The 17,292-nt window shown below is 53.2% G+C and carries 15 protein-coding genes; 8 read left to right on the top strand and 7 right to left on the bottom strand.

Annotation, left to right across the window (positions count from 1 at the left end):
- The 5 genes from HVZ37_RS14300 to HVZ37_RS14280 all read right to left on the bottom strand — a co-directional run bounded on the left by HVZ37_RS14300 (position 1) and on the right by HVZ37_RS14280 (position 6,048).
- Positions 1 to 1,557 carry a cyclic di-GMP phosphodiesterase gene (locus tag HVZ37_RS14300; RefSeq protein ID WP_043000103.1) on the bottom strand — a complete coding sequence of 519 codons (1,557 nt, stop codon included), beginning with the start codon at positions 1,555 to 1,557 and terminating at the stop codon, positions 1 to 3.
- A gap of 186 nt (positions 1,558 to 1,743) precedes the next feature.
- On the bottom strand, positions 1,744 to 2,313 hold the full coding sequence (gene mepS, locus HVZ37_RS14295; protein WP_043000104.1) for a bifunctional murein DD-endopeptidase/murein LD-carboxypeptidase: 570 nt from the start codon (positions 2,311 to 2,313) through the stop codon (positions 1,744 to 1,746).
- 413 nt (positions 2,314 to 2,726) lie between these two features.
- Positions 2,727 to 3,446: a phosphatase PAP2 family protein gene (locus HVZ37_RS14290; RefSeq protein ID WP_125339980.1), complete on the bottom strand. Its 720-nt coding sequence runs from the start codon at positions 3,444 to 3,446 to the stop codon at positions 2,727 to 2,729.
- A 32-nt stretch (positions 3,447 to 3,478) separates the two neighbouring features.
- A complete protein-coding gene (locus HVZ37_RS14285) occupies positions 3,479 to 4,465 on the bottom strand; it encodes a GTP-binding protein (RefSeq protein ID WP_181627637.1) in 987 nt (328 codons plus the stop codon).
- A gap of 116 nt (positions 4,466 to 4,581) precedes the next feature.
- Complete coding sequence (locus HVZ37_RS14280; protein WP_181627636.1) at positions 4,582 to 6,048, bottom strand: fructuronate reductase; 1,467 nt, start codon at positions 6,046 to 6,048, stop codon at positions 4,582 to 4,584.
- Between the two features lie 205 nt (positions 6,049 to 6,253).
- Between HVZ37_RS14280 and uxuA the strand changes: the two genes are divergently transcribed.
- Entirely contained in the window at positions 6,254 to 7,444 is a 1,191-nt protein-coding gene (uxuA, locus tag HVZ37_RS14275; protein WP_181627635.1) for a mannonate dehydratase, read from the top strand.
- A gap of 59 nt (positions 7,445 to 7,503) precedes the next feature.
- On the opposite strand, the gene yeiP is transcribed toward uxuA, so the two are convergent.
- A complete protein-coding gene (yeiP, locus tag HVZ37_RS14270; RefSeq protein WP_012131588.1) occupies positions 7,504 to 8,076 on the bottom strand; it encodes an elongation factor P-like protein YeiP in 573 nt (190 codons plus the stop codon).
- Positions 8,077 to 8,226: 150 nt separating this feature from the next.
- On the opposite strand from yeiP, the gene HVZ37_RS14265 reads away from it, so the two are divergent.
- The gene (locus HVZ37_RS14265; protein WP_043000107.1) at positions 8,227 to 8,481 is read left to right on the top strand and encodes a YkgJ family cysteine cluster protein; all 255 of its coding nucleotides are present in this window, start codon (positions 8,227 to 8,229) and stop codon (positions 8,479 to 8,481) included.
- On the opposite strand, the gene setB is transcribed toward HVZ37_RS14265, so the two are convergent.
- The gene (gene setB, locus HVZ37_RS14260; RefSeq protein ID WP_043000108.1) at positions 8,478 to 9,659 is read right to left on the bottom strand and encodes a sugar efflux transporter SetB; all 1,182 of its coding nucleotides are present in this window, start codon (positions 9,657 to 9,659) and stop codon (positions 8,478 to 8,480) included. The two genes, HVZ37_RS14265 and setB, sit on opposite strands and share 4 nt — an antisense overlap.
- A 369-nt stretch (positions 9,660 to 10,028) precedes the next feature.
- Here setB and fruB point away from each other — a divergent pair, with 369 nt between their 5' ends.
- The 6 genes from fruB to HVZ37_RS14230 all read left to right on the top strand — a co-directional run bounded on the left by fruB (position 10,029) and on the right by HVZ37_RS14230 (position 17,289).
- Positions 10,029 to 11,159 (top strand): fused PTS fructose transporter subunit IIA/HPr protein, encoded by a 1,131-nt coding sequence (gene fruB / locus HVZ37_RS14255; RefSeq protein WP_044258623.1) that lies wholly within the window; start codon positions 10,029 to 10,031, stop codon positions 11,157 to 11,159.
- Entirely contained in the window at positions 11,159 to 12,097 is a 939-nt protein-coding gene (gene fruK, locus HVZ37_RS14250; RefSeq protein ID WP_043000110.1) for a 1-phosphofructokinase, read from the top strand. The genes fruB and fruK overlap by 1 nt, the downstream gene beginning before the upstream one ends.
- Positions 12,098 to 12,113: 16 nt before the next feature.
- The gene (gene fruA, locus HVZ37_RS14245; RefSeq protein WP_044258626.1) at positions 12,114 to 13,805 is read left to right on the top strand and encodes a PTS fructose transporter subunit IIBC; all 1,692 of its coding nucleotides are present in this window, start codon (positions 12,114 to 12,116) and stop codon (positions 13,803 to 13,805) included.
- Positions 13,806 to 14,088: 283 nt separating this feature from the next.
- Complete coding sequence (locus tag HVZ37_RS14240) at positions 14,089 to 15,030, top strand: pseudouridine kinase (protein WP_181627634.1); 942 nt, start codon at positions 14,089 to 14,091, stop codon at positions 15,028 to 15,030.
- The gene (locus HVZ37_RS14235) at positions 15,018 to 15,953 is read left to right on the top strand and encodes a pseudouridine-5'-phosphate glycosidase (protein WP_044258629.1); all 936 of its coding nucleotides are present in this window, start codon (positions 15,018 to 15,020) and stop codon (positions 15,951 to 15,953) included. Before HVZ37_RS14240 ends, HVZ37_RS14235 begins: the two co-directional genes overlap by 13 nt.
- Before the next feature lie 85 nt (positions 15,954 to 16,038).
- Positions 16,039 to 17,289, top strand: coding sequence for a NupC/NupG family nucleoside CNT transporter (locus HVZ37_RS14230; protein WP_043000113.1), 1,251 nt, complete (start codon positions 16,039 to 16,041; stop codon positions 17,287 to 17,289).
- Positions 17,290 to 17,292: the final 3 nt, after the last annotated feature.

Here is a 17,292-nt window from a genome sequence, read left to right as displayed (position 1 = left end):
TTACCATTTCAGCGCGTGTGGCTGTGAAACCCAATCAACAAATTCGTCGAGCGGCAGCGGGCGGCTAATCCAGTAGCCCTGCAGGAAGCGAACCCCGCGTTCATGCAGCCATTTTGCCTGCTCAGGCGTTTCCACCCCTTCAGCTACCGTCATCATATCGAGGCGTTTAGCGAGCGTCAGCACTGCATCCAGCACCGGCGAAGTGACGGTTTCTGTTCCAATGGCGTTAATAAAACCGCGATCGATTTTCAGATAATCCAGGGTGTAGCGTTCCAGATAAATCAGCGCACTGTGGCCGGTACCGAAGTCGTCTATCGCAATTTCGAAGCCCGCGGCGTGCAGCCACTCAAATAACTGTGACGCTTCATGTTGCTTGAGCATGTCGCGTTCAGTAATTTCCAGCACGATCTGGAAGTGGTTGGGCGGCATCGCGGCGACTAACTGCCGAACGTCATCTTTAAAACTGCTGCTGTGCAGGTGATCAGGCGCAATATTGATACCGTACTTCGCGCCGACCGGGAGGACTTTTTGCAGCGTAGGGGCGTCCCGCGCCACCAGCTTAAACAGATGTTGGGTCAGCGGCACAATCATGTGCTGGGCCTCAGCGTAATGAATAAACGCATCAGGTGGGATTTCTCCTGCCGTTGGGTGTCTCCAGCGCAGCAACACTTCCAGCCCCGTGACCTTCAGCGACTGCGTATCCACGACGGGCTGATAGACGACGTAGAACTGATCGCGTTTGATCCCGGTGAGGATCTCTTTTCCGGGCCGCAAGCGAATGCTCATGACGTAGTAGCAGAGTAAACCCGCAATGATCCCACCCATCCCGCCGAGAAGCAGGGCATACCATAAGTCGGGCCAGGTCCAGTTGGTTGCGTATAGCCTGATCGTCACCGGAACACCGGCAATTTTTGCTTCGCGCTCCGGTGAACCGTCGAGTTCATCAACGGTGAGCAGATGGTCTGAAAAGGTCGACAACACGGTGTTGCCGACGATGATGGCAATCCCGTCAAAGTCTTCCTGGCGGGCGGTATAGAGCAAATACGGCGTAAGGTTGATATTCAGGGAGGTGAAAACGCCGCTATTCATCATCAGGGGATTACGATACCAAATCACCATCGCGGGTTTATTGGGCATCATCGGCGTTCCCGGGATAATCGCCATATCGATATCTTTACCAATATCGAGGCTGGGGACCAGTTCAGTCAGCAGCGTATCCATGCCTCCGGTTGCCGATGAGCAAAATGCTTTCTTATCCTTGACCAGCAAAAAGGCACGAACGTTCAGGCTAAAGGCGGCACGGGAAGTGAGTTCTGCGCTGACTTGTTTACAGGTCTTTAAAGTCAACGGTTGAAGAATGTCGGTAGTACTTTTGAGATCGGCAAAATAGCTAACCAGGTAATGCTGAATGTCAGAAACCAGCGTGTCGTATTTAACTTCCCGCTTATGCCACGCCATCACGAATTGTAAGCTACTGATAACAATAGCAACGACAACCCCGGTAATCAGGCAGGTAAGCACGATTTTTCGACCAGTCGTTAAGGCGTGAGTGAACATGATGCCTGGCTTTATCCTGAGATTGCGATGATGATAAATGTGATGGAATAACAAGACTATAGCCTGGATTGCTTCGGCGAGTCATGCTTTTCCACAGGGAGAAAAAGGGAATCAAAAAAAAAGCACCGCCGAAGCGATGCTTTTCGTCTGTCTCGTCAGGGTCGCCAAGGGATAGCAACCAAACGATTAACTGCGGCTCAGAACCCGACGCGCTTCGTTATAGCGCTTCTTCCAGTATGGCTCGTTCATGCTGGAGATGATGACACCGCTGCTGGTAGAGGCATGAACAAACTGGTTGTTGCCAATGTAAATACCAACATGACGGCCCGTCGAACCTGCGCGGAACAGAACCAGATCGCCAGTACGCAGATTAGTGCGCGAAACGGATTTACCGGTTTCCTGTTGCTCGTAGGTGGAGCGTGGGAGTTCTAAACCAAACTGTTCACGGAATGTACGCTGTACAAAGCTGGAACAATCAATACCTTTTTTGGAGTTGCCGCCGAGACGATAGCGCACGCCTTTCCAGTCAGCGTACTGATCCATAATCCGCGATTTAACATCGAGGTTACGTACCATACTCTCAAATTCATCCTGAGAAGCTTGCAGTGAAGAAGCTTCTTGATTCACACCAAGCGTCTCAGAATGCGTGTTCTTTGCGGTGTTTGTGGTAGTGCTACATGCAGAAAGCAGTACCGCGACTGCTATCGCGGGGATCCCGCGCAAGATATATCTCAAGATCGGTTGAGATTTGACCATTTTGTTTGTTTTCCCTTGAAGTCCTTAACGATAAATATCGTTATAAAAAATGCCAAACGTGACGAGACTAATTACCTGCGCACAATGAGACAATTCTTTAAGCGCAAAACTGTGGCAGAACGCACAAATTTATTCGCGAAGAGAATAATAACCCAGCGAGGCAAAACGAGTTCGAGGTTACCCGATCGTTTCAGGCTTGGCGAGTGATTTTATCTGAATTTTAATAAGAAAATGTGATACAGAAAGTGAATAAACGGGATTGGTCAATTTAAACGCAAAATGACGGAAAAACAGGCAACTCATTCATTATCAAAGGTAATGTCATGACAAAATAATGACGATGAGATGAATAATTTATCTTAACACATCATCAGGGCGTAAGAATAAACCCTGATGATGTTAATAATTGTGGGTTATTTGTTTAAGATTTGTGTGTTTTTGCCGGGAAGATAATTGTCGAAAAGCGCGATAAGGCGATCGCTTAACGGGGTCAGGAGACACCAGGGCAGGCCAATTAGAACCACGGTTAATGATCCTACGGCGATATCGGTGAACCAGTGGGCGCCGATCATGACACGTGGGAAAGCAAAAACCACAACAATAATAAGGCCGATAAATCCTGCGGCTTTTCCGAAATAGCGCAACATAAATGCGGCGAAAATAAGCAGCATCATCCCGTGATCGCCAGGGAAACTGTCTTTGGAGGCATCCTTCGTCGAAATATGCAGCAATTCGCTGACGCGATAAATATTAGCAAAACTGAGCGTAGGACTGGCGCGTTTTACAGGCAGCAGCGCCTGACCTGCCTGGTTCAGAACCACGGCGGTAAGCAGCATCACCAGACCGATGATGACAATACGGCGGCGGCCTGCAGGCGTCTCTTTCAGCCAGAAATTCAGCATCAGACAACCCATCGCCAGCAGGGAACAGGCGTCAAACGCCCGATTATTGGTGATGGCGACCAGCCACAGGAAGGCCTGGCTCTCTACCAGTTTCTGGTTAAAGAAGTGAAAAATGCCGGCGTCAACGGGGAACCAGAATCCATGATTCACGGGGATATACCAGCTCATGAATAACGCCAGACCGGCAACATTCAGCAAAAGTATCAGGGGTAACCGGATTTTCATATTCAAAGCATTCACTGTTCAATAAATCGCAGGCAACCTTACGCGTGTTCAGCTAAACGAAGCTTCAACAATGCGCTCTGCAACGTATTCCAGTCTGCCTCGGTACTGGAAATCAGTTCAATGCGACTGTCCGGCGGCGCGACATTTTGCGTTTCAATGTGCAGATCGTCGCCCTGACGATTAATACGCACGAGGCCTTCCGGAATACGCATGACGCCCTTCACCCGGCCAACCGGCGCCAGTCGTGCCCATTCCAGCAGTCCGATGGTGTCAAAGACCGTATCGGCATCGAAAATCCAGCCGCAGGCCTGATGCCCCTGACCGCTGTTCAGACTGCGACGCCAGCGTTGTTGAGTTGGTAGGCTCAGCGCCGCCAATCCTCGCGGTTCTGGATGGCTGTGCGAATGCGCGGCGCTGGTGGGCAATTCAGCCAGATTCAGACGCGGTAAATCGAGCAACTGTCTGTCAATCTGACCATGCGTGGCCTGCACTAACTGACGGTTGCCGCCAAACTGTTGCCACCAGGTTTGCAGCGCACGTTCACTTTCCGCAGTCGCACGATCGGTTTTATTCGCCACAATGATATCTGCTGCCGCTAACTGATCGCGGAAGTTCTCATTGGTAACGCTTTTTTCATCCAGCAATCCGCGAGGATCAAGAATGCACAACGTGGCGCGCAGGTCGATCCAGGGTTCATACACCGGTGCGGTGAGGAGGGAGAGGATCTGTTTCGGATGCCCCAGTCCAGTTGGTTCGATCAGCAGGCGGTCTGGTTTTCCCTGACGCAGCAGGGTATTCAGTCCAACCTGCATGGGCAGGCCGTTCACGCAGCACATACAGCCGCCGGGGATCTCTTTGAGCAACGCGCCGCTATCAGCAAGCAGAGCGCCGTCAATGCCGACCTCACCGAACTCATTGACCAGTACCGCCCATTTTTCGGTGGGGTCTTTGTGCGCTAACAGATGGAGGATAGAAGTGGTTTTTCCGCTGCCGAGGAAACCGGTGATGAGGTTAGTTTTGGTCACGCCTGCTCCAGAATAATGTACCGTAACGGTTTCCATTAATCCTGGCGAAAAAAAGTGAAAAAGAGAAGGGCGGGGCGAACGAAGACGGCCTTCGTTCACCTTAATGGCAGAAATTGTTAATTTTTTAACGTATCAATCACCGCCTGATGTGCACCGTGTTGCGCGATACGCTGCCAGGCCGTTTCAATCGCCTGGACAAAAACCGGATTGTGCGGGAGGTCGTTGCCGAAAATTTCCGATAAAGAGAGCAGTGCCGACACGCGCTGATCCTCATGATGGGTGGTCACTATAGCGCGGATTTTATCATTCAGCGGGTCGCGAACGTCGATGGTCACACCGGCATCATCGACGCCGCTGACGTAGCGCATCCATCCCGCCACGCCAAGCGCCAGTAATGGCCATGCGGTTTCGCGCGCCAGATGAAGGCGAATACCCGCCAGCATCCGCTGAGGCAGTTTCTGACTGCCGTCCATCGCGATTTGCCAGGTTTTATGCTTCAGTGCCGGGTTCGCAAAGCGTTCAATCAGGCTTTGCGCGTAGCCGGTCAAATCCACGTCAGTAATAGTGAGCGTCGGCGCCTGTTCGTCCATCATCAGTCGGTACGCGGCTTCGCGGAATGCGATGTCCTGCATGCATTCATTAATATGCTGAAATCCGGAAAGATAACCGAGATACGCGAGAAACGAGTGGCTGCCATTAAGCATCCGTAATTTCATCTCTTCCCAGGGACGCACATCGCTGACCATCTGCACGCCAGCCGCTTCCCATGCGGGACGACCGGCGACAAAGTGGTCTTCAACCACCCATTGAATGAACGGTTCACAGCTGATGGCGCAAGGATCGGTCACACCCAGTTCGCGGGTGATTTCTGCCAGTGAATCTTCTGTGGCGGCCGGAACAATGCGGTCAACCATCGTGGCAGGGAAGCTGACGTGCTCGCGGATCCAGTCTGCCAGCGCGGGGGATCGTTTTTCCGCCATCCCCAGCACGGCGTTCTTCACGACGTGGCCGTTATCAGGAATGTTATCGCAGGAGAGTACAGAAAAAGCTGCCAGGCCGCGTGCCTGCCGACGTGACAGTGCTTCCACCAGAATACCCGGTGCTGAATGGGGTTCATCAGGCGATTGCAGGTCGTGAACAATGCGCGGATTTGTCAGGTCCAGCGCACCGGTAGCCGGATCGATGCAATACCCTTTTTCGGTGATGGTCAGTGAGACAATCGCCACTTGAGGTTCGCAGAATTTTTCGATTATAGCGGCGAGCGAATCGAGTTTCGCATTCAGGCATTCGTTGACGGCACCGACAATAATCGCCTGATTGCCGTCTGCGCCTTTTTCCAGCACGGTGTATAAATGATCCTGCTCGCGGAGTTGACGCATCAGCGTGTCGCCGCTGAACAGGCTGATTTCACAAATTCCCCAATCTCCGCCCTGGGCGTTCAGCACCCGATCGGTCAGTAATGCCTGATGCGCACGATGAAAGGCACCAAAACCGAAATGCACCATGCGGGTTTTCAGTTGCTGGCGGTCATAGCGTGGCGTTTGTACGCCATCCGGCAATATTGCTGAGGCAATTGTAGTCATTTATTACACACCTGATTAACCATAAATTAACAACACCAGTGTAAAGTTATATGACAACAAATTAAATTGGTAAGCCTGATTTATCCGGGTAATGTGAGCTGGATCAATCAATCACGTCCCTTTTATTGATCACCTCGTAGAAGCCTGTATGGTAGTCGTCATTCAGGTAAGCTAATTTGGTATAACAACTTTGTGAGGTAAAGCAATGGAACAAACCTGGCGTTGGTACGGGCCTAACGATCCGGTATCGCTTGATGATGTGCGTCAGGCTGGTGCAACGGGTGTTGTGACAGCATTGCACCACATTCCGAACGGTGAAGTGTGGCCGGTCGATGAGATTAAAAAACGTCAGGCGATTCTGGCGGAAAAAGGGTTAACCTGGTCGGTGGTCGAAAGTATTCCGGTTCATGAAGAGATCAAGACCCGCTCCGGTCAGTATCAGACATGGATCGCAAATTATCAGCAGAGCATCCGTAATCTGGCAGCCTTCGGCATCGACACCGTCTGCTATAACTTTATGCCGATTCTGGACTGGACGCGTACCGACCTTGAGTACGAATTGCCAGACGGTTCGAAAGCGCTGCGTTTCGATCAAATAGCCTTCGCCGCTTTTGAGTTGCATATCCTCAAGCGTGCGGGTGCGGAAGCGGACTATAGCGAAGAAGAACAGCGTCAGGCGTTGGCCTATTTCAATGCCATGAGCGACGCGGATATCGAAAAACTGACCCGTAATATCATTGCCGGTCTGCCTGGTGCGGAAGAGGGTTATACGCTCGATCAGTTCCGCGCGCGTCTGGCCGAGTATGACGGCATCAGCAAAGACGATCTGCGTGACAATATGGCCGTGTTCCTGCGTGCGATTGTCCCGGTGGCTGAAGAAGTGGGCGTGCGTCTGGCAGTGCATCCTGACGATCCGCCGCGTCCGATTCTCGGGTTACCACGCATTGTCTCCACCATTGAAGATATGCAGTGGCTGAAAGAGACCGTCGACAGCATCTACAACGGTTTCACCATGTGCACAGGCTCTTACGGCGTTCGTGCGGATAACGATCTGGTGAAAATGATTGAAACCTTTGGCGATCGTATCCACTTTACCCATCTGCGCTCGACGTGCCGCGAAGCGAACCCGAAAACCTTCCATGAAGGCGCACATTTGCAGGGTGATGTGAATATGGTCGCGGTGGTGACGGCGATTCTGACCGAAGAGCAGCGCCGCAAGAAGGCGGGGGATTTGCGTCCCATTCCGATGCGCCCCGATCACGGTCATCAAATGCTGGACGATCTGCATAAGAAAACCAACCCGGGTTATTCCGCGATTGGCCGTCTGAAAGGGCTGGCGGAAGTACGCGGTGTTGAACTGGCGCTGAAAATGACCCAGTTCCGCGACCTGCTGTAAAACAGCAAACGACAAAAAAAGGACAGCTCAGGCTGTCCTTTTTTACATCCATTCAAAAATTAATCCGCACGGCCCATATAGCGGCGCTCTTCGATATGAATGCGGATTTTCTCACCGGCGCTCAGGTATTCTGGCACCTGAATAACCAGACCGGTGCTCAGCGTCGCGGGTTTGTTACGCGCACTGGCGGAAGCGCCTTTGATGCCTGGAGCGGTTTCCACGATTTCCAGATCCACCGTCTGCGGCAGTTCGAGCGCCAGCAGTTGACCGTCCCAGGTCAGCACCTGCATATCCGGCATTCCACCTTCCGGGATAAACAGCAGCTCTTCTTCGATCTGATCTTTGGTGAAGGTATAAGGCGTGTAGTCTTCTTTATCCATGAACACGTATTCGTTGCCATCGATATAGGAGAAGTCGACGCCACGGCGGCTCAGGGTCACGGTATCGACAATGTCATCGCCCTTGAAACGCTCTTCCACTTTCAGACCCGTGCGGACATCGGAGAACCGCATTTTGTACAGCGTTGCCGCGCCACGGGCTGTCGGGGACTGAATATCGATATCTTTCACAATCAGCAGTTTGCCGTTGTAATTCAGTACCATACCTTTTTTGATTTCGTTCGCTCTTGGCATCGAAAAGATCCTGTTATAGAGATTAGCTAAATTATCGCGTCAAACTACTCGCGCCGGGTCATTCAGGCAAGTGGAATTCACCTTTAGCTGGTGCAAAAAAGGTGGTACTGTGCGCGCCTGTCCGGTGGTCACAATAAAGAGAGTCAGATTATGGAATGCCGTCCGGATTGTGGGGCGTGTTGTATTGCCCCTTCTATTTCCAGCCCCATCCCCGGCATGCCGCAGGGAAAGCCCGCAAACGTCAGGTGCGTCCAGCTCTCAGATGACAACCTGTGCCGTATCTTTGGCTCCAGCCTCCGCCCCAACGTCTGTCGCAGCCTCAAACCGTCCCAGGAAATGTGCTTAACGAACCGCGACGAGGCGATGACCTGGCTTATTGATCTTGAAGCGCTGACCGCGCCCTAAACATCCTTAATGCGCGACAGGCAGGCCATGGTGGCGACAATCATCACCAGCGCAAACCAGAAAACGGCATGGTAGTTCCAGATTTCAGCGGCAATGCCCGCCAGCGATCCGGCGATAATCCAGCCGACGCGGATGGTATTGGTGTAGAGCGTGGTGGCGGACCCTGCCTGACCAGGCATCAGATCCTGAAAATAAAGCATACCGATGCCGCCGAGAATACCGATATAGATGGCGTTCAGCAGTTGTAAACCCAGCAGCACAACAGGGGAGTGCGCGACCAGCATTCCTGTGTAAAAGCAGAAACCGGCAGCGACCGCAATGCACATCAGCAGACGTTTACCCAGACGTTTTGCGAAGTAGCCAGCAATCAACATGGTTGGGATTTCCAGCCCGGCCGCTGTCCCCATCATCACACCCGCCAGTTTCTCCGGCAGATGCAGCTCATTAATAATAAACAGCGGCATATTAATGATATACAGGCTGTTGGTACCCCACATTAAGGTACAAATGGCAAACAGCAGCAGGGTATCGCGACGGTTACGACGCGGCGCTTCCAGCGTACCGATCGCCAGTGCGGTCTCTTTGCGCATGGACGGTAAGAAAAACCATACCATTGCACCGCAAACCACAAACGCCACCGCGGCACTGAGGTACATCACCGTAAAGCTGAAGCCCATTGCCAGCGCGTAAGCCAGCGGCGGGCCGATCACCCACGCGAGGGAAACCTGGGCGCGCAGTATGGAACTGAACATCACCGCTTCACGGCCTGTGCGGTCAGCATGTTCGCGGGCCAGGGCAAACATTTGCGGGTTGGCGGTCGAACCAAAACTGCTTAGAAACACCCCGACAAACAGCAAAATAAAGTAGTTACGATTCCAGGCAAATAACACGCACGCCAGCATGCCCAGCGCACAGCAGAAGACGATCAGCTTTTTGCGATCGCCTTTTTTATCTGAACGTCCCGCCAGAAACTGGCTCACCAGGATGCCGATCACCGCACTGCCGGTAAAAAAGAAGCCGACCATTGCTGGGCGCGCATGGACTTCATCAGTCAGAAAAAGGCTTAGCGTGGGGGTCTGTAGCGCACCGGCGATACCGGTGAGAAAGGCGACAATAAGGAAAGCCGTAGACGTCAGGTCAAACGTTTTTGGCGAGGCGGCAGCGGGGGTATTGTGCATGTTTGGATATCAGTAGTGTGACGAGACGCGGAGTTTACGCCGCTTAGTGAGAAATAAACAGATGACTAAATCAAAATCGCCACGAAAAATCAAAATGGCATTTCACTCTGACAATACTGTTAGCTGACGCTGCTGAAACTTAAGTGAAATGACGCTGTATTGACTTCAGCAACCTACCGCCAGTGAGGCAAAAATGTGCATTGCTTCTAAATTTTGCGATCAAAAATGCAACTTTACTTGCGTGCTGAAGCAGAAAGCGCAAGACTTCTTGAAACGTTTCAGCGCTGTCGAGTTTCAGTTGAGGGAACCGTATAGCGTCTTTTTTCTCATGTTAGCTGAATCGTTTCAATTCAGCAGGAGAGGAGAACCATGTTTCAGTTATCCGTTCAGGACATTCATCCGGGCGAGCAGGCCGGAGATAAACAGGAAGCCATCCGTCAGGTTGCCGCTGCGTTAGTGCAGGCTGGCAACGTTGCGGACGGCTACGTAGACGGCATGCTTGCTCGCGAGCAGCAGACGTCCACTTTTCTCGGCAACGGGATTGCGATTCCGCATGGCACAACCGACACCCGCGATCAGGTGCTGAAAACCGGTGTACAGGTTTTTCAGTTCCCGCAGGGCGTAACCTGGGGTGACGGTCAGGTGGCATATGTGGCGATTGGCATCGCCGCCAGCTCCGATGAGCACCTTGGTCTGCTGCGTCAGCTGACGCACGTGCTGAGCGATGACTCCGTAGCTGAACAGCTTAAGTCAGCGACCACGGCTGAAGAACTGCGTGCGTTGTTGATGGGCGAAAAGCAGAGTGAGCAGCTGAAGCTCGACAACGACACGCTGATGCTGGATGTCGTCGCGACCGATTTAGTGACGTTGCAGGCGCTGAATGCGGCACGTTTGAAAGAGGCTGGCGTCGTAGATGCGGCGTTTGTCGCGAAAGTGATTAACGAACAGCCGATGAACCTGGGTCAGGGGATCTGGCTCAGCGACAGTGCTGAAGGCAACCTGCGCAGCGCCGTGGCGGTAAGTCGTGCGGTAAATGCTTTTGACGTACAGGGCGAAAAAGCGGCGCTGCTAGTGACCGTTGCCATGGCTGACGACCAGCCCGTCGCCGTGCTGAAGCGTCTGGGCGATCTGCTGCTGGAGACGAAAGCTGACCGTCTGCTGAACGCCGACGCGGCGACTGTCCTGGCACTGCTGACCAGCGATGACGCTCTGACTGATGATGTGCTGAACGCCGAGTTTGTGGTCCGCAATGAGCACGGCCTGCATGCCCGTCCGGGGACCATGCTGGTCAATACGATTAAACAATTCAACAGTGAAATTACCGTGGCAAACCTTGATGGAACCGGCAAACCGGCAAATGGACGTAGTCTGATGAAAGTGGTGGCGCTGGGCGTGAAGAAAGGACATCGCCTGCGCTTTACGGCGCAGGGGGCTGATGCTGAACAGGCGCTGAAAGCGATTGGCGATGCCATAGCTGCCGGTCTTGGGGAGGGCGCGTAATGAGCAGACGTGTTGCGACCATCACGCTAAACCCGGCCTACGATCTGGTGGGGTTCTGTCCTGAAATTGAGCGCGGTGAAGTTAACCTGGTAAAAACGACCGGTCTGCACGCGGCGGGGAAAGGGATCAACGTCGCCAAAGTGCTGAAGGATCTCGGGATCGACGTGACGGTCGGCGGTTTCCTCGGCAAAGATAACCAGGACGGTTTTCAGCAGTTGTTCAGCGAACTGGGAATTGCTAACCGTTTTCAGGTGGTGCAGGGGCGTACCCGCATCAACGTCAAGCTGACGGAAAAAGACGGTGAAGTCACCGACTTCAACTTCTCCGGTTTTGAGGTCACGCCTGCCGACTGGGAGCGTTTTGTTAATGATTCCCTGAGCTGGTTGGGTCAGTTCGACATGGTGTGCGTCAGCGGCAGTCTGCCATCCGGCGTGAGTCCGGAAGCCTTCACCGACTGGATGACGCGTCTGCGCAGTCAGTGTCCATGCATTATCTTTGATAGTAGTCGTGAAGCCCTGGTTGCAGGACTAAAAGCCGCGCCGTGGCTGGTGAAACCGAACCGCCGTGAACTGGAAATCTGGGCCGGCCGCAAGCTGCCAGAAATGAAAGATGTGATTGAGGCGGCGCATGCATTACGTGAACAGGGTATCGCACATGTGGTGATCTCCCTGGGAGCAGAAGGCGCGCTGTGGGTGAACGCCTCGGGAGAATGGCTCGCCAAACCGCCTTCGGTTGACGTGGTCAGCACCGTAGGCGCCGGGGATTCGATGGTTGGCGGCCTGATTTACGGTCTGCTGATGCGTGAATCCAGCGAACATACGCTGCGTCTGGCGACAGCCGTTGCTGCGCTGGCAGTCAGTCAGAGCAATGTCGGTATTACCGATCGTCCTCAGTTGGCCGCAATGATGTCGCGTGTCGACTTACAACCGTTTAACTGACAGCAGGAGAGGCATAATGAAAACGCTGCTGATTATTGACGCTAACCTCGGGCAGGCTCGCGCTTACATGGCGAAAACTCTGCTCGGTGCGGCGGCGCATAAAGCAAATCTGGATATCATCGACAATCCAAATGACGCTGAACTGGCGATCGTACTGGCCGATGCCATCCCTAATGACAACGCGTTGAACGGCAAAAAAGTCTGGCTGGGTGATATTGCCCGGGCGGTGGCGCATCCTGAGCTATTTCTTAGCGAAGCTAAGGGTCACGCGAAGCCTTATAGCGCACCGGTTGCTGTAGCGCCTGTTGCCACAACCAGCGGTCCGAAACGCGTCGTGGCCGTGACGGCATGCCCAACCGGCGTAGCACATACCTTTATGGCGGCGGAAGCGATCGAAACCGAAGCGAAAAAACGCGGCTGGTGGGTGAAAGTCGAAACCCGCGGTTCTGTGGGCGCTGGCAATGCCATTACACCGGAAGAAGTGGCCCAGGCGGATCTGGTGATTGTGGCAGCAGATATTGAAGTGGATCTGGCAAAATTTGCTGGTAAACCCATGTACCGTACCTCTACCGGTCTGGCGCTGAAGAAAACCGCGCAGGAACTGGATAACGCCGTGGCGCAAGCCGTGGTATATGAGCCCGCCGGCAAAGCGCAGGCTGCGGCGAATGAAGGGAAAAAAGAGAGTGCTGGCGCGTATCGTCACCTGCTGACGGGCGTGTCCTACATGCTGCCGATGGTGGTTGCCGGCGGTCTGTGTATCGCGCTTTCCTTCGCCTTTGGTATCGAAGCGTTTAAAGTCGAAGGGACACTGGCGGCCGCGCTGATGCAAATTGGCGGCGGTTCAGCCTTTGCGCTGATGGTGCCGGTTCTGGCGGGCTACATTGCTTTCTCGATTGCTGACCGTCCGGGTCTGACGCCAGGTCTTATCGGCGGTATGCTCGCCGTCAGCACGGGTTCTGGCTTTATTGGCGGGATCATTGCGGGCTTCCTTGCAGGCTATGTGGCGAAGGCCATCAGCACGAAGTTGAAGCTGCCGCAGAGTATGGAAGCGCTGAAACCGATCCTGATTATTCCGCTGATTTCCAGCCTCGTGGTGGGTCTGGCTATGATCTACCTCATCGGTAAACCGGTCGCCGGGATCCTCGAAGGGTTAACGCACTGGCTGCAAACCATGGGGACGGCGAATGCGGTGCTGCTGGGTGCGATCCTCGGTGGGATGATGTGTACCGACATGGGGGGGCCGGTTAACAAGGCGGCATACGCGTTTGGCGTCGGTTTGCTGAGTACACAAACCTACGCGCCAATGGCGGCCATTATGGCGGCAGGCATGGTGCCACCGCTGGCGCTGGGGCTGGCAACCATTGTTGCGCGTCGTAAGTTCGACAAGGCGCAGCAGGAAGGGGGTAAAGCGGCGCTGGTACTGGGTCTGTGCTTTATCACCGAAGGAGCCATTCCTTTCGCCGCGCGCGACCCGATGCGTGTTCTGCCGTGCTGTATCGTTGGCGGCGCGCTGACGGGGGCGATCTCAATGGCGGTTGGGGCGAAACTGATGGCACCGCATGGTGGTCTGTTTGTTCTGCTGATCCCAGGGGCGATTACCCCGGTGTTGGGATACCTGATTGCCATTGTCGCCGGTACGCTGGTTGCGGGTCTGGCCTATGCCTTCCTGAAACGTCCGGAAGAAGATGCCGTCGCCAAAGCGGCATAAAGTCATCATTTCACACCAGGGCAGAGAGTTCTCTGCCCTTTTTTTATCTCCGTTTTGTGTCCTTCCTCTCAAATATTTCCTCGCTTGCAAACTGTATCTATAAAAAATTGTGATTCTGTTCATATCTGGCGGTTTTTGCTCTTGCCAGTGCGTTTACTTTCATAAAAACAAGCTTACTATAAACACATGTTTGAATATAAACATGTGCTCTAATAAGTCGTTTGAGCCGTGAATAGTCTTAACAATCTCAAAGTCATGGTATTTTCGTACCAGGAGATGTGCTATGCGCGAAAAGGAATACATCATCACGATTGGTTCCGCCAATATGGACGTTGCAGGATATTCGCATGCTTCCTTGAATTATGCGGACTCAAATCCGGGGAAAATTAAATTTACACCCGGCGGGGTTGGTCGCAATATCGCTCACAATCTTGCATTGCTCGGGAAAAATTCCTGGTTAATGACGGCGGTTGGCAATGATTTCTATGGCCAATCGTTATTGGCGCAGACGAATCAGTCAGGCGTGCATGTGGATAATTGCCTGATTGTTGCCGGTGAGAACACCTCAAGTTATTTATCGCTTCTCGATAATACCGGTGAAATGCTGGTGGCAATCAATGACATGAGCATTACCGAACATATTTCGGCGGCGTTTCTGGCGCAGCATCTCGATTTTATCCGGGGTGCCCGTGTCATTGTGGCAGATTGTAATATTAGTGAACAGACGCTGGCCTGGTTACTGGATAACGTGGGGGATGTACCGGTGTTTGTTGACCCGGTATCGGCGTGGAAATGCGTCAAGATCCGCGAGCGTCTGACCCAAATTCATACCCTCAAACCTAATCGTCTTGAGGCGGAAACTCTCAGCGGCATTGCGCTTTCAGGGCGCGAAGATGTTGCGAAAGTCGCTGCCTGGTTCCATGCGCGTGGCCTGCACCGTCTGGTACTCAGCATGGGGGGCGATGGGGTCTATTACAGTGAAAAAGACGGTGAGAGAGGCTGGTCGCTACCGATAAAAACCCATGTCGTTAACGTTACCGGAGCGGGAGATGCCATGATGGCGGGACTCGCTTCCTGCTGGGTTGAAGGCATGCCCTTCATTGATTCTATTCGATTTGCACAGGGTTGTTCCTCAATGGCGCTGGCCAGTGAATATACCAATAACCCTGAATTATCTGTTGCGAACGTTAAAACCCTTGTGGAGAACACAGAATGTCTGAATTAACGATTTCCTCTGAATTACTGCATATTTCGCCAGAAGTCCAGGACGCTATTAACAGTAAAAAACCGATTGTTGCGCTTGAATCGACAATTATTTCTCACGGTATGCCTTTTCCACAAAATGCGCAGACGGCAATTGAAGTCGAAGAAACTATTCGTAAGCACGGTGCTGTGCCGGCAACGATTGCCATTATTGGCGGAGTAATGAAAGTCGGCCTGAGTAAAGAAGAAATTGAATTATTAGGTCGCGAAGGACATAGCGTAACTAAAGTCAGTCGTCGTGATTTACCGTTTGTGGTAGCCGCTGGAAAAAATGGCGCGACCACGGTTGCTTCAACCATGATTATTGCCGCCCTTGCGGGTATTCACGTTTTTGCTACCGGGGGTATTGGCGGCGTTCATCGCGGTGCGGAACATACGTTTGATATTTCCGCCGATCTTCAGGAACTGGCTCATACCAATGTAACCGTGGTTTGTGCCGGCGCGAAATCTATTCTCGATTTAGGTTTAACCACGGAATATTTAGAAACGTTCGGTGTGCCGTTAATTGGATATCAGACCACTGCGTTACCGGCATTTTTCTGCCGTACCAGTCCGTTTGAGGTCAGCATTCGTCTCGACAGCGCGAAGGAAATTGCCCGGGCGATGGCAGTGAAATGGCAAACCGGCCTGAACGGAGGTCTGGTGGTCGCCAATCCAATCCCGGAAACCTACGCCATGGCGGAAGAGAAAATCAATGCGGCGATTGACCAGGCCGTCCGGGAAGCGGAAGAGCAGGGCGTTATCGGTAAAGAGAGCACGCCGTTCCTGCTGGCGCGCGTTGCTGAATTAACCGGAGGCGACAGCCTGAAGTCCAACATCCAACTGGTGTTTAACAACGCCGTACTGGCCTGCGAGATTGCGAAGGAATATCAACGCCTCGCCTGATCGAAACGAACGGGCAGCGTGCGGTCGCCCGAAACCACCAAAACCTGGCCTCGCGCCGGGTTTCCTGGCATGAAGGGAAATCATTATGGATATAATGAGAAGTGTTGTGGGTATGGCGGTACTGCTGGTGATCGCATACTTACTGTCAGTGAATAAAAAACACATCAGCTTACGTACCGTGGGCGCAGCGCTGGTGCTGCAAATTGCGATTGGCGGGATCATGCTCTATTTCCCGCCGGGCAAATGGCTGGTTGAACAGGCGGCGCTGGGCGTGCATAAAGTTATGTCTTACAGTGACGCGGGCAGTGCCTTTATTTTTGGCTCTCTGGTTGGGCCAAAAATGGATGTGCTGTTTGATGGCGCCGGTTTTATCTTCGCCTTCCGCGTGCTCCCGGCGATCATTTTTGTCACCGCGCTTATCAGCCTGTTGTACTACATTGGCGTGATGGGACTGCTGATTCGCATCCTGGGCGGGATTTTCCAGAAGGCCCTGAATATCAGTAAGATTGAATCGTTCGTTGCGGTCACGACGATTTTCCTCGGGCAAAACGAGATCCCGGCGATTGTGAAGCCGTTTATTGACCGCCTGAATCGCAATGAACTGTTTACCGCGATCTGTAGCGGGATGGCCTCGATTGCGGGCTCGATGATGATTGGCTACGCCGGTATGGGCGTGCCGATTGATTATCTGCTGGCGGCCTCGCTGATGGCGATTCCTGGCGGGATCCTGTTTGCGCGTATTCTGAGTCCGGCAACGGAAGAGTCAAAAGTCACTTTCGAAAACCTCTCTTTCACCGAGACGCCACCAAAAAGCATTATCGAAGCCGCGGCAAGCGGTGCGATGACCGGGCTGAAAATTGCCGCAGGCGTGGCAACGGTGGTCATGGCGTTTGTCGCGATTATCGCACTGCTTAACGGCATTATCGGCGGAATTGGCGGCTGGTTCGGCTATGGTCATGCGACGCTTGAAGGGATCTTCGGCTGGGTGTTAGCCCCGCTGGCGTGGATCATGGGCGTTGACTGGAGCGATGCCACCCTGGCAGGGAGCCTGATTGGGCAGAAGCTGGCAATCAACGAATTTGTCGCTTACCTCAACCTGTCGCCTTATTTGCAGGATGGCGGCACCCTGGATGTGAAAACCATCGCCATCATCTCTTTTGCGCTGTGTGGGTTTGCCAACTTTGGTTCCATTGGCGTAGTGGTCGGGGCGTTCTCGGCTATTTCGCCTCAGCGCGCGCCGGAAATCGCCCAGTTGGGTATGCGGGCGCTGGCGGCAGCCACGCTCTCTAACCTGATGAGTGCGACCATTGCCGGGTTCTTTATTGGACTGGCGTAGCGT

The sequence above is a fragment of the Citrobacter sp. RHB35-C17 genome (genome assembly GCF_013816795.1).
GTDB lineage: Bacteria > Pseudomonadota > Gammaproteobacteria > Enterobacterales > Enterobacteriaceae > Citrobacter_A > Citrobacter_A amalonaticus.
Note: the sequence above shows the minus strand (reverse complement) of the source record. Positions and strands in the feature narration are given on the sequence as shown.

Coding starts and splice junctions, on each gene's coding strand:
- HVZ37_RS14300 (WP_043000103.1), bottom strand. CDS start 1,557: ATGTTCACTCACGCCTTAACGACTGGTCGAAAAATCGTGCTTACCTGC.
- mepS (WP_043000104.1), bottom strand. CDS start 2,313: ATGGTCAAATCTCAACCGATCTTGAGATATATCTTGCGCGGGATCCCC.
- HVZ37_RS14280 (WP_181627636.1), bottom strand. CDS start 6,048: ATGACTACAATTGCCTCAGCAATATTGCCGGATGGCGTACAAACGCCA.
- uxuA (WP_181627635.1), top strand. CDS start 6,254: ATGGAACAAACCTGGCGTTGGTACGGGCCTAACGATCCGGTATCGCTT.
- yeiP (WP_012131588.1), bottom strand. CDS start 8,076: ATGCCAAGAGCGAACGAAATCAAAAAAGGTATGGTACTGAATTACAAC.
- HVZ37_RS14265 (WP_043000107.1), top strand. CDS start 8,227: ATGGAATGCCGTCCGGATTGTGGGGCGTGTTGTATTGCCCCTTCTATT.
- setB (WP_043000108.1), bottom strand. CDS start 9,659: ATGCACAATACCCCCGCTGCCGCCTCGCCAAAAACGTTTGACCTGACG.
- fruB (WP_044258623.1), top strand. CDS start 10,029: ATGTTTCAGTTATCCGTTCAGGACATTCATCCGGGCGAGCAGGCCGGA.
- fruK (WP_043000110.1), top strand. CDS start 11,159: ATGAGCAGACGTGTTGCGACCATCACGCTAAACCCGGCCTACGATCTG.
- fruA (WP_044258626.1), top strand. CDS start 12,114: ATGAAAACGCTGCTGATTATTGACGCTAACCTCGGGCAGGCTCGCGCT.
- HVZ37_RS14240 (WP_181627634.1), top strand. CDS start 14,089: ATGCGCGAAAAGGAATACATCATCACGATTGGTTCCGCCAATATGGAC.
- HVZ37_RS14235 (WP_044258629.1), top strand. CDS start 15,018: ATGTCTGAATTAACGATTTCCTCTGAATTACTGCATATTTCGCCAGAA.
- HVZ37_RS14230 (WP_043000113.1), top strand. CDS start 16,039: ATGGATATAATGAGAAGTGTTGTGGGTATGGCGGTACTGCTGGTGATC.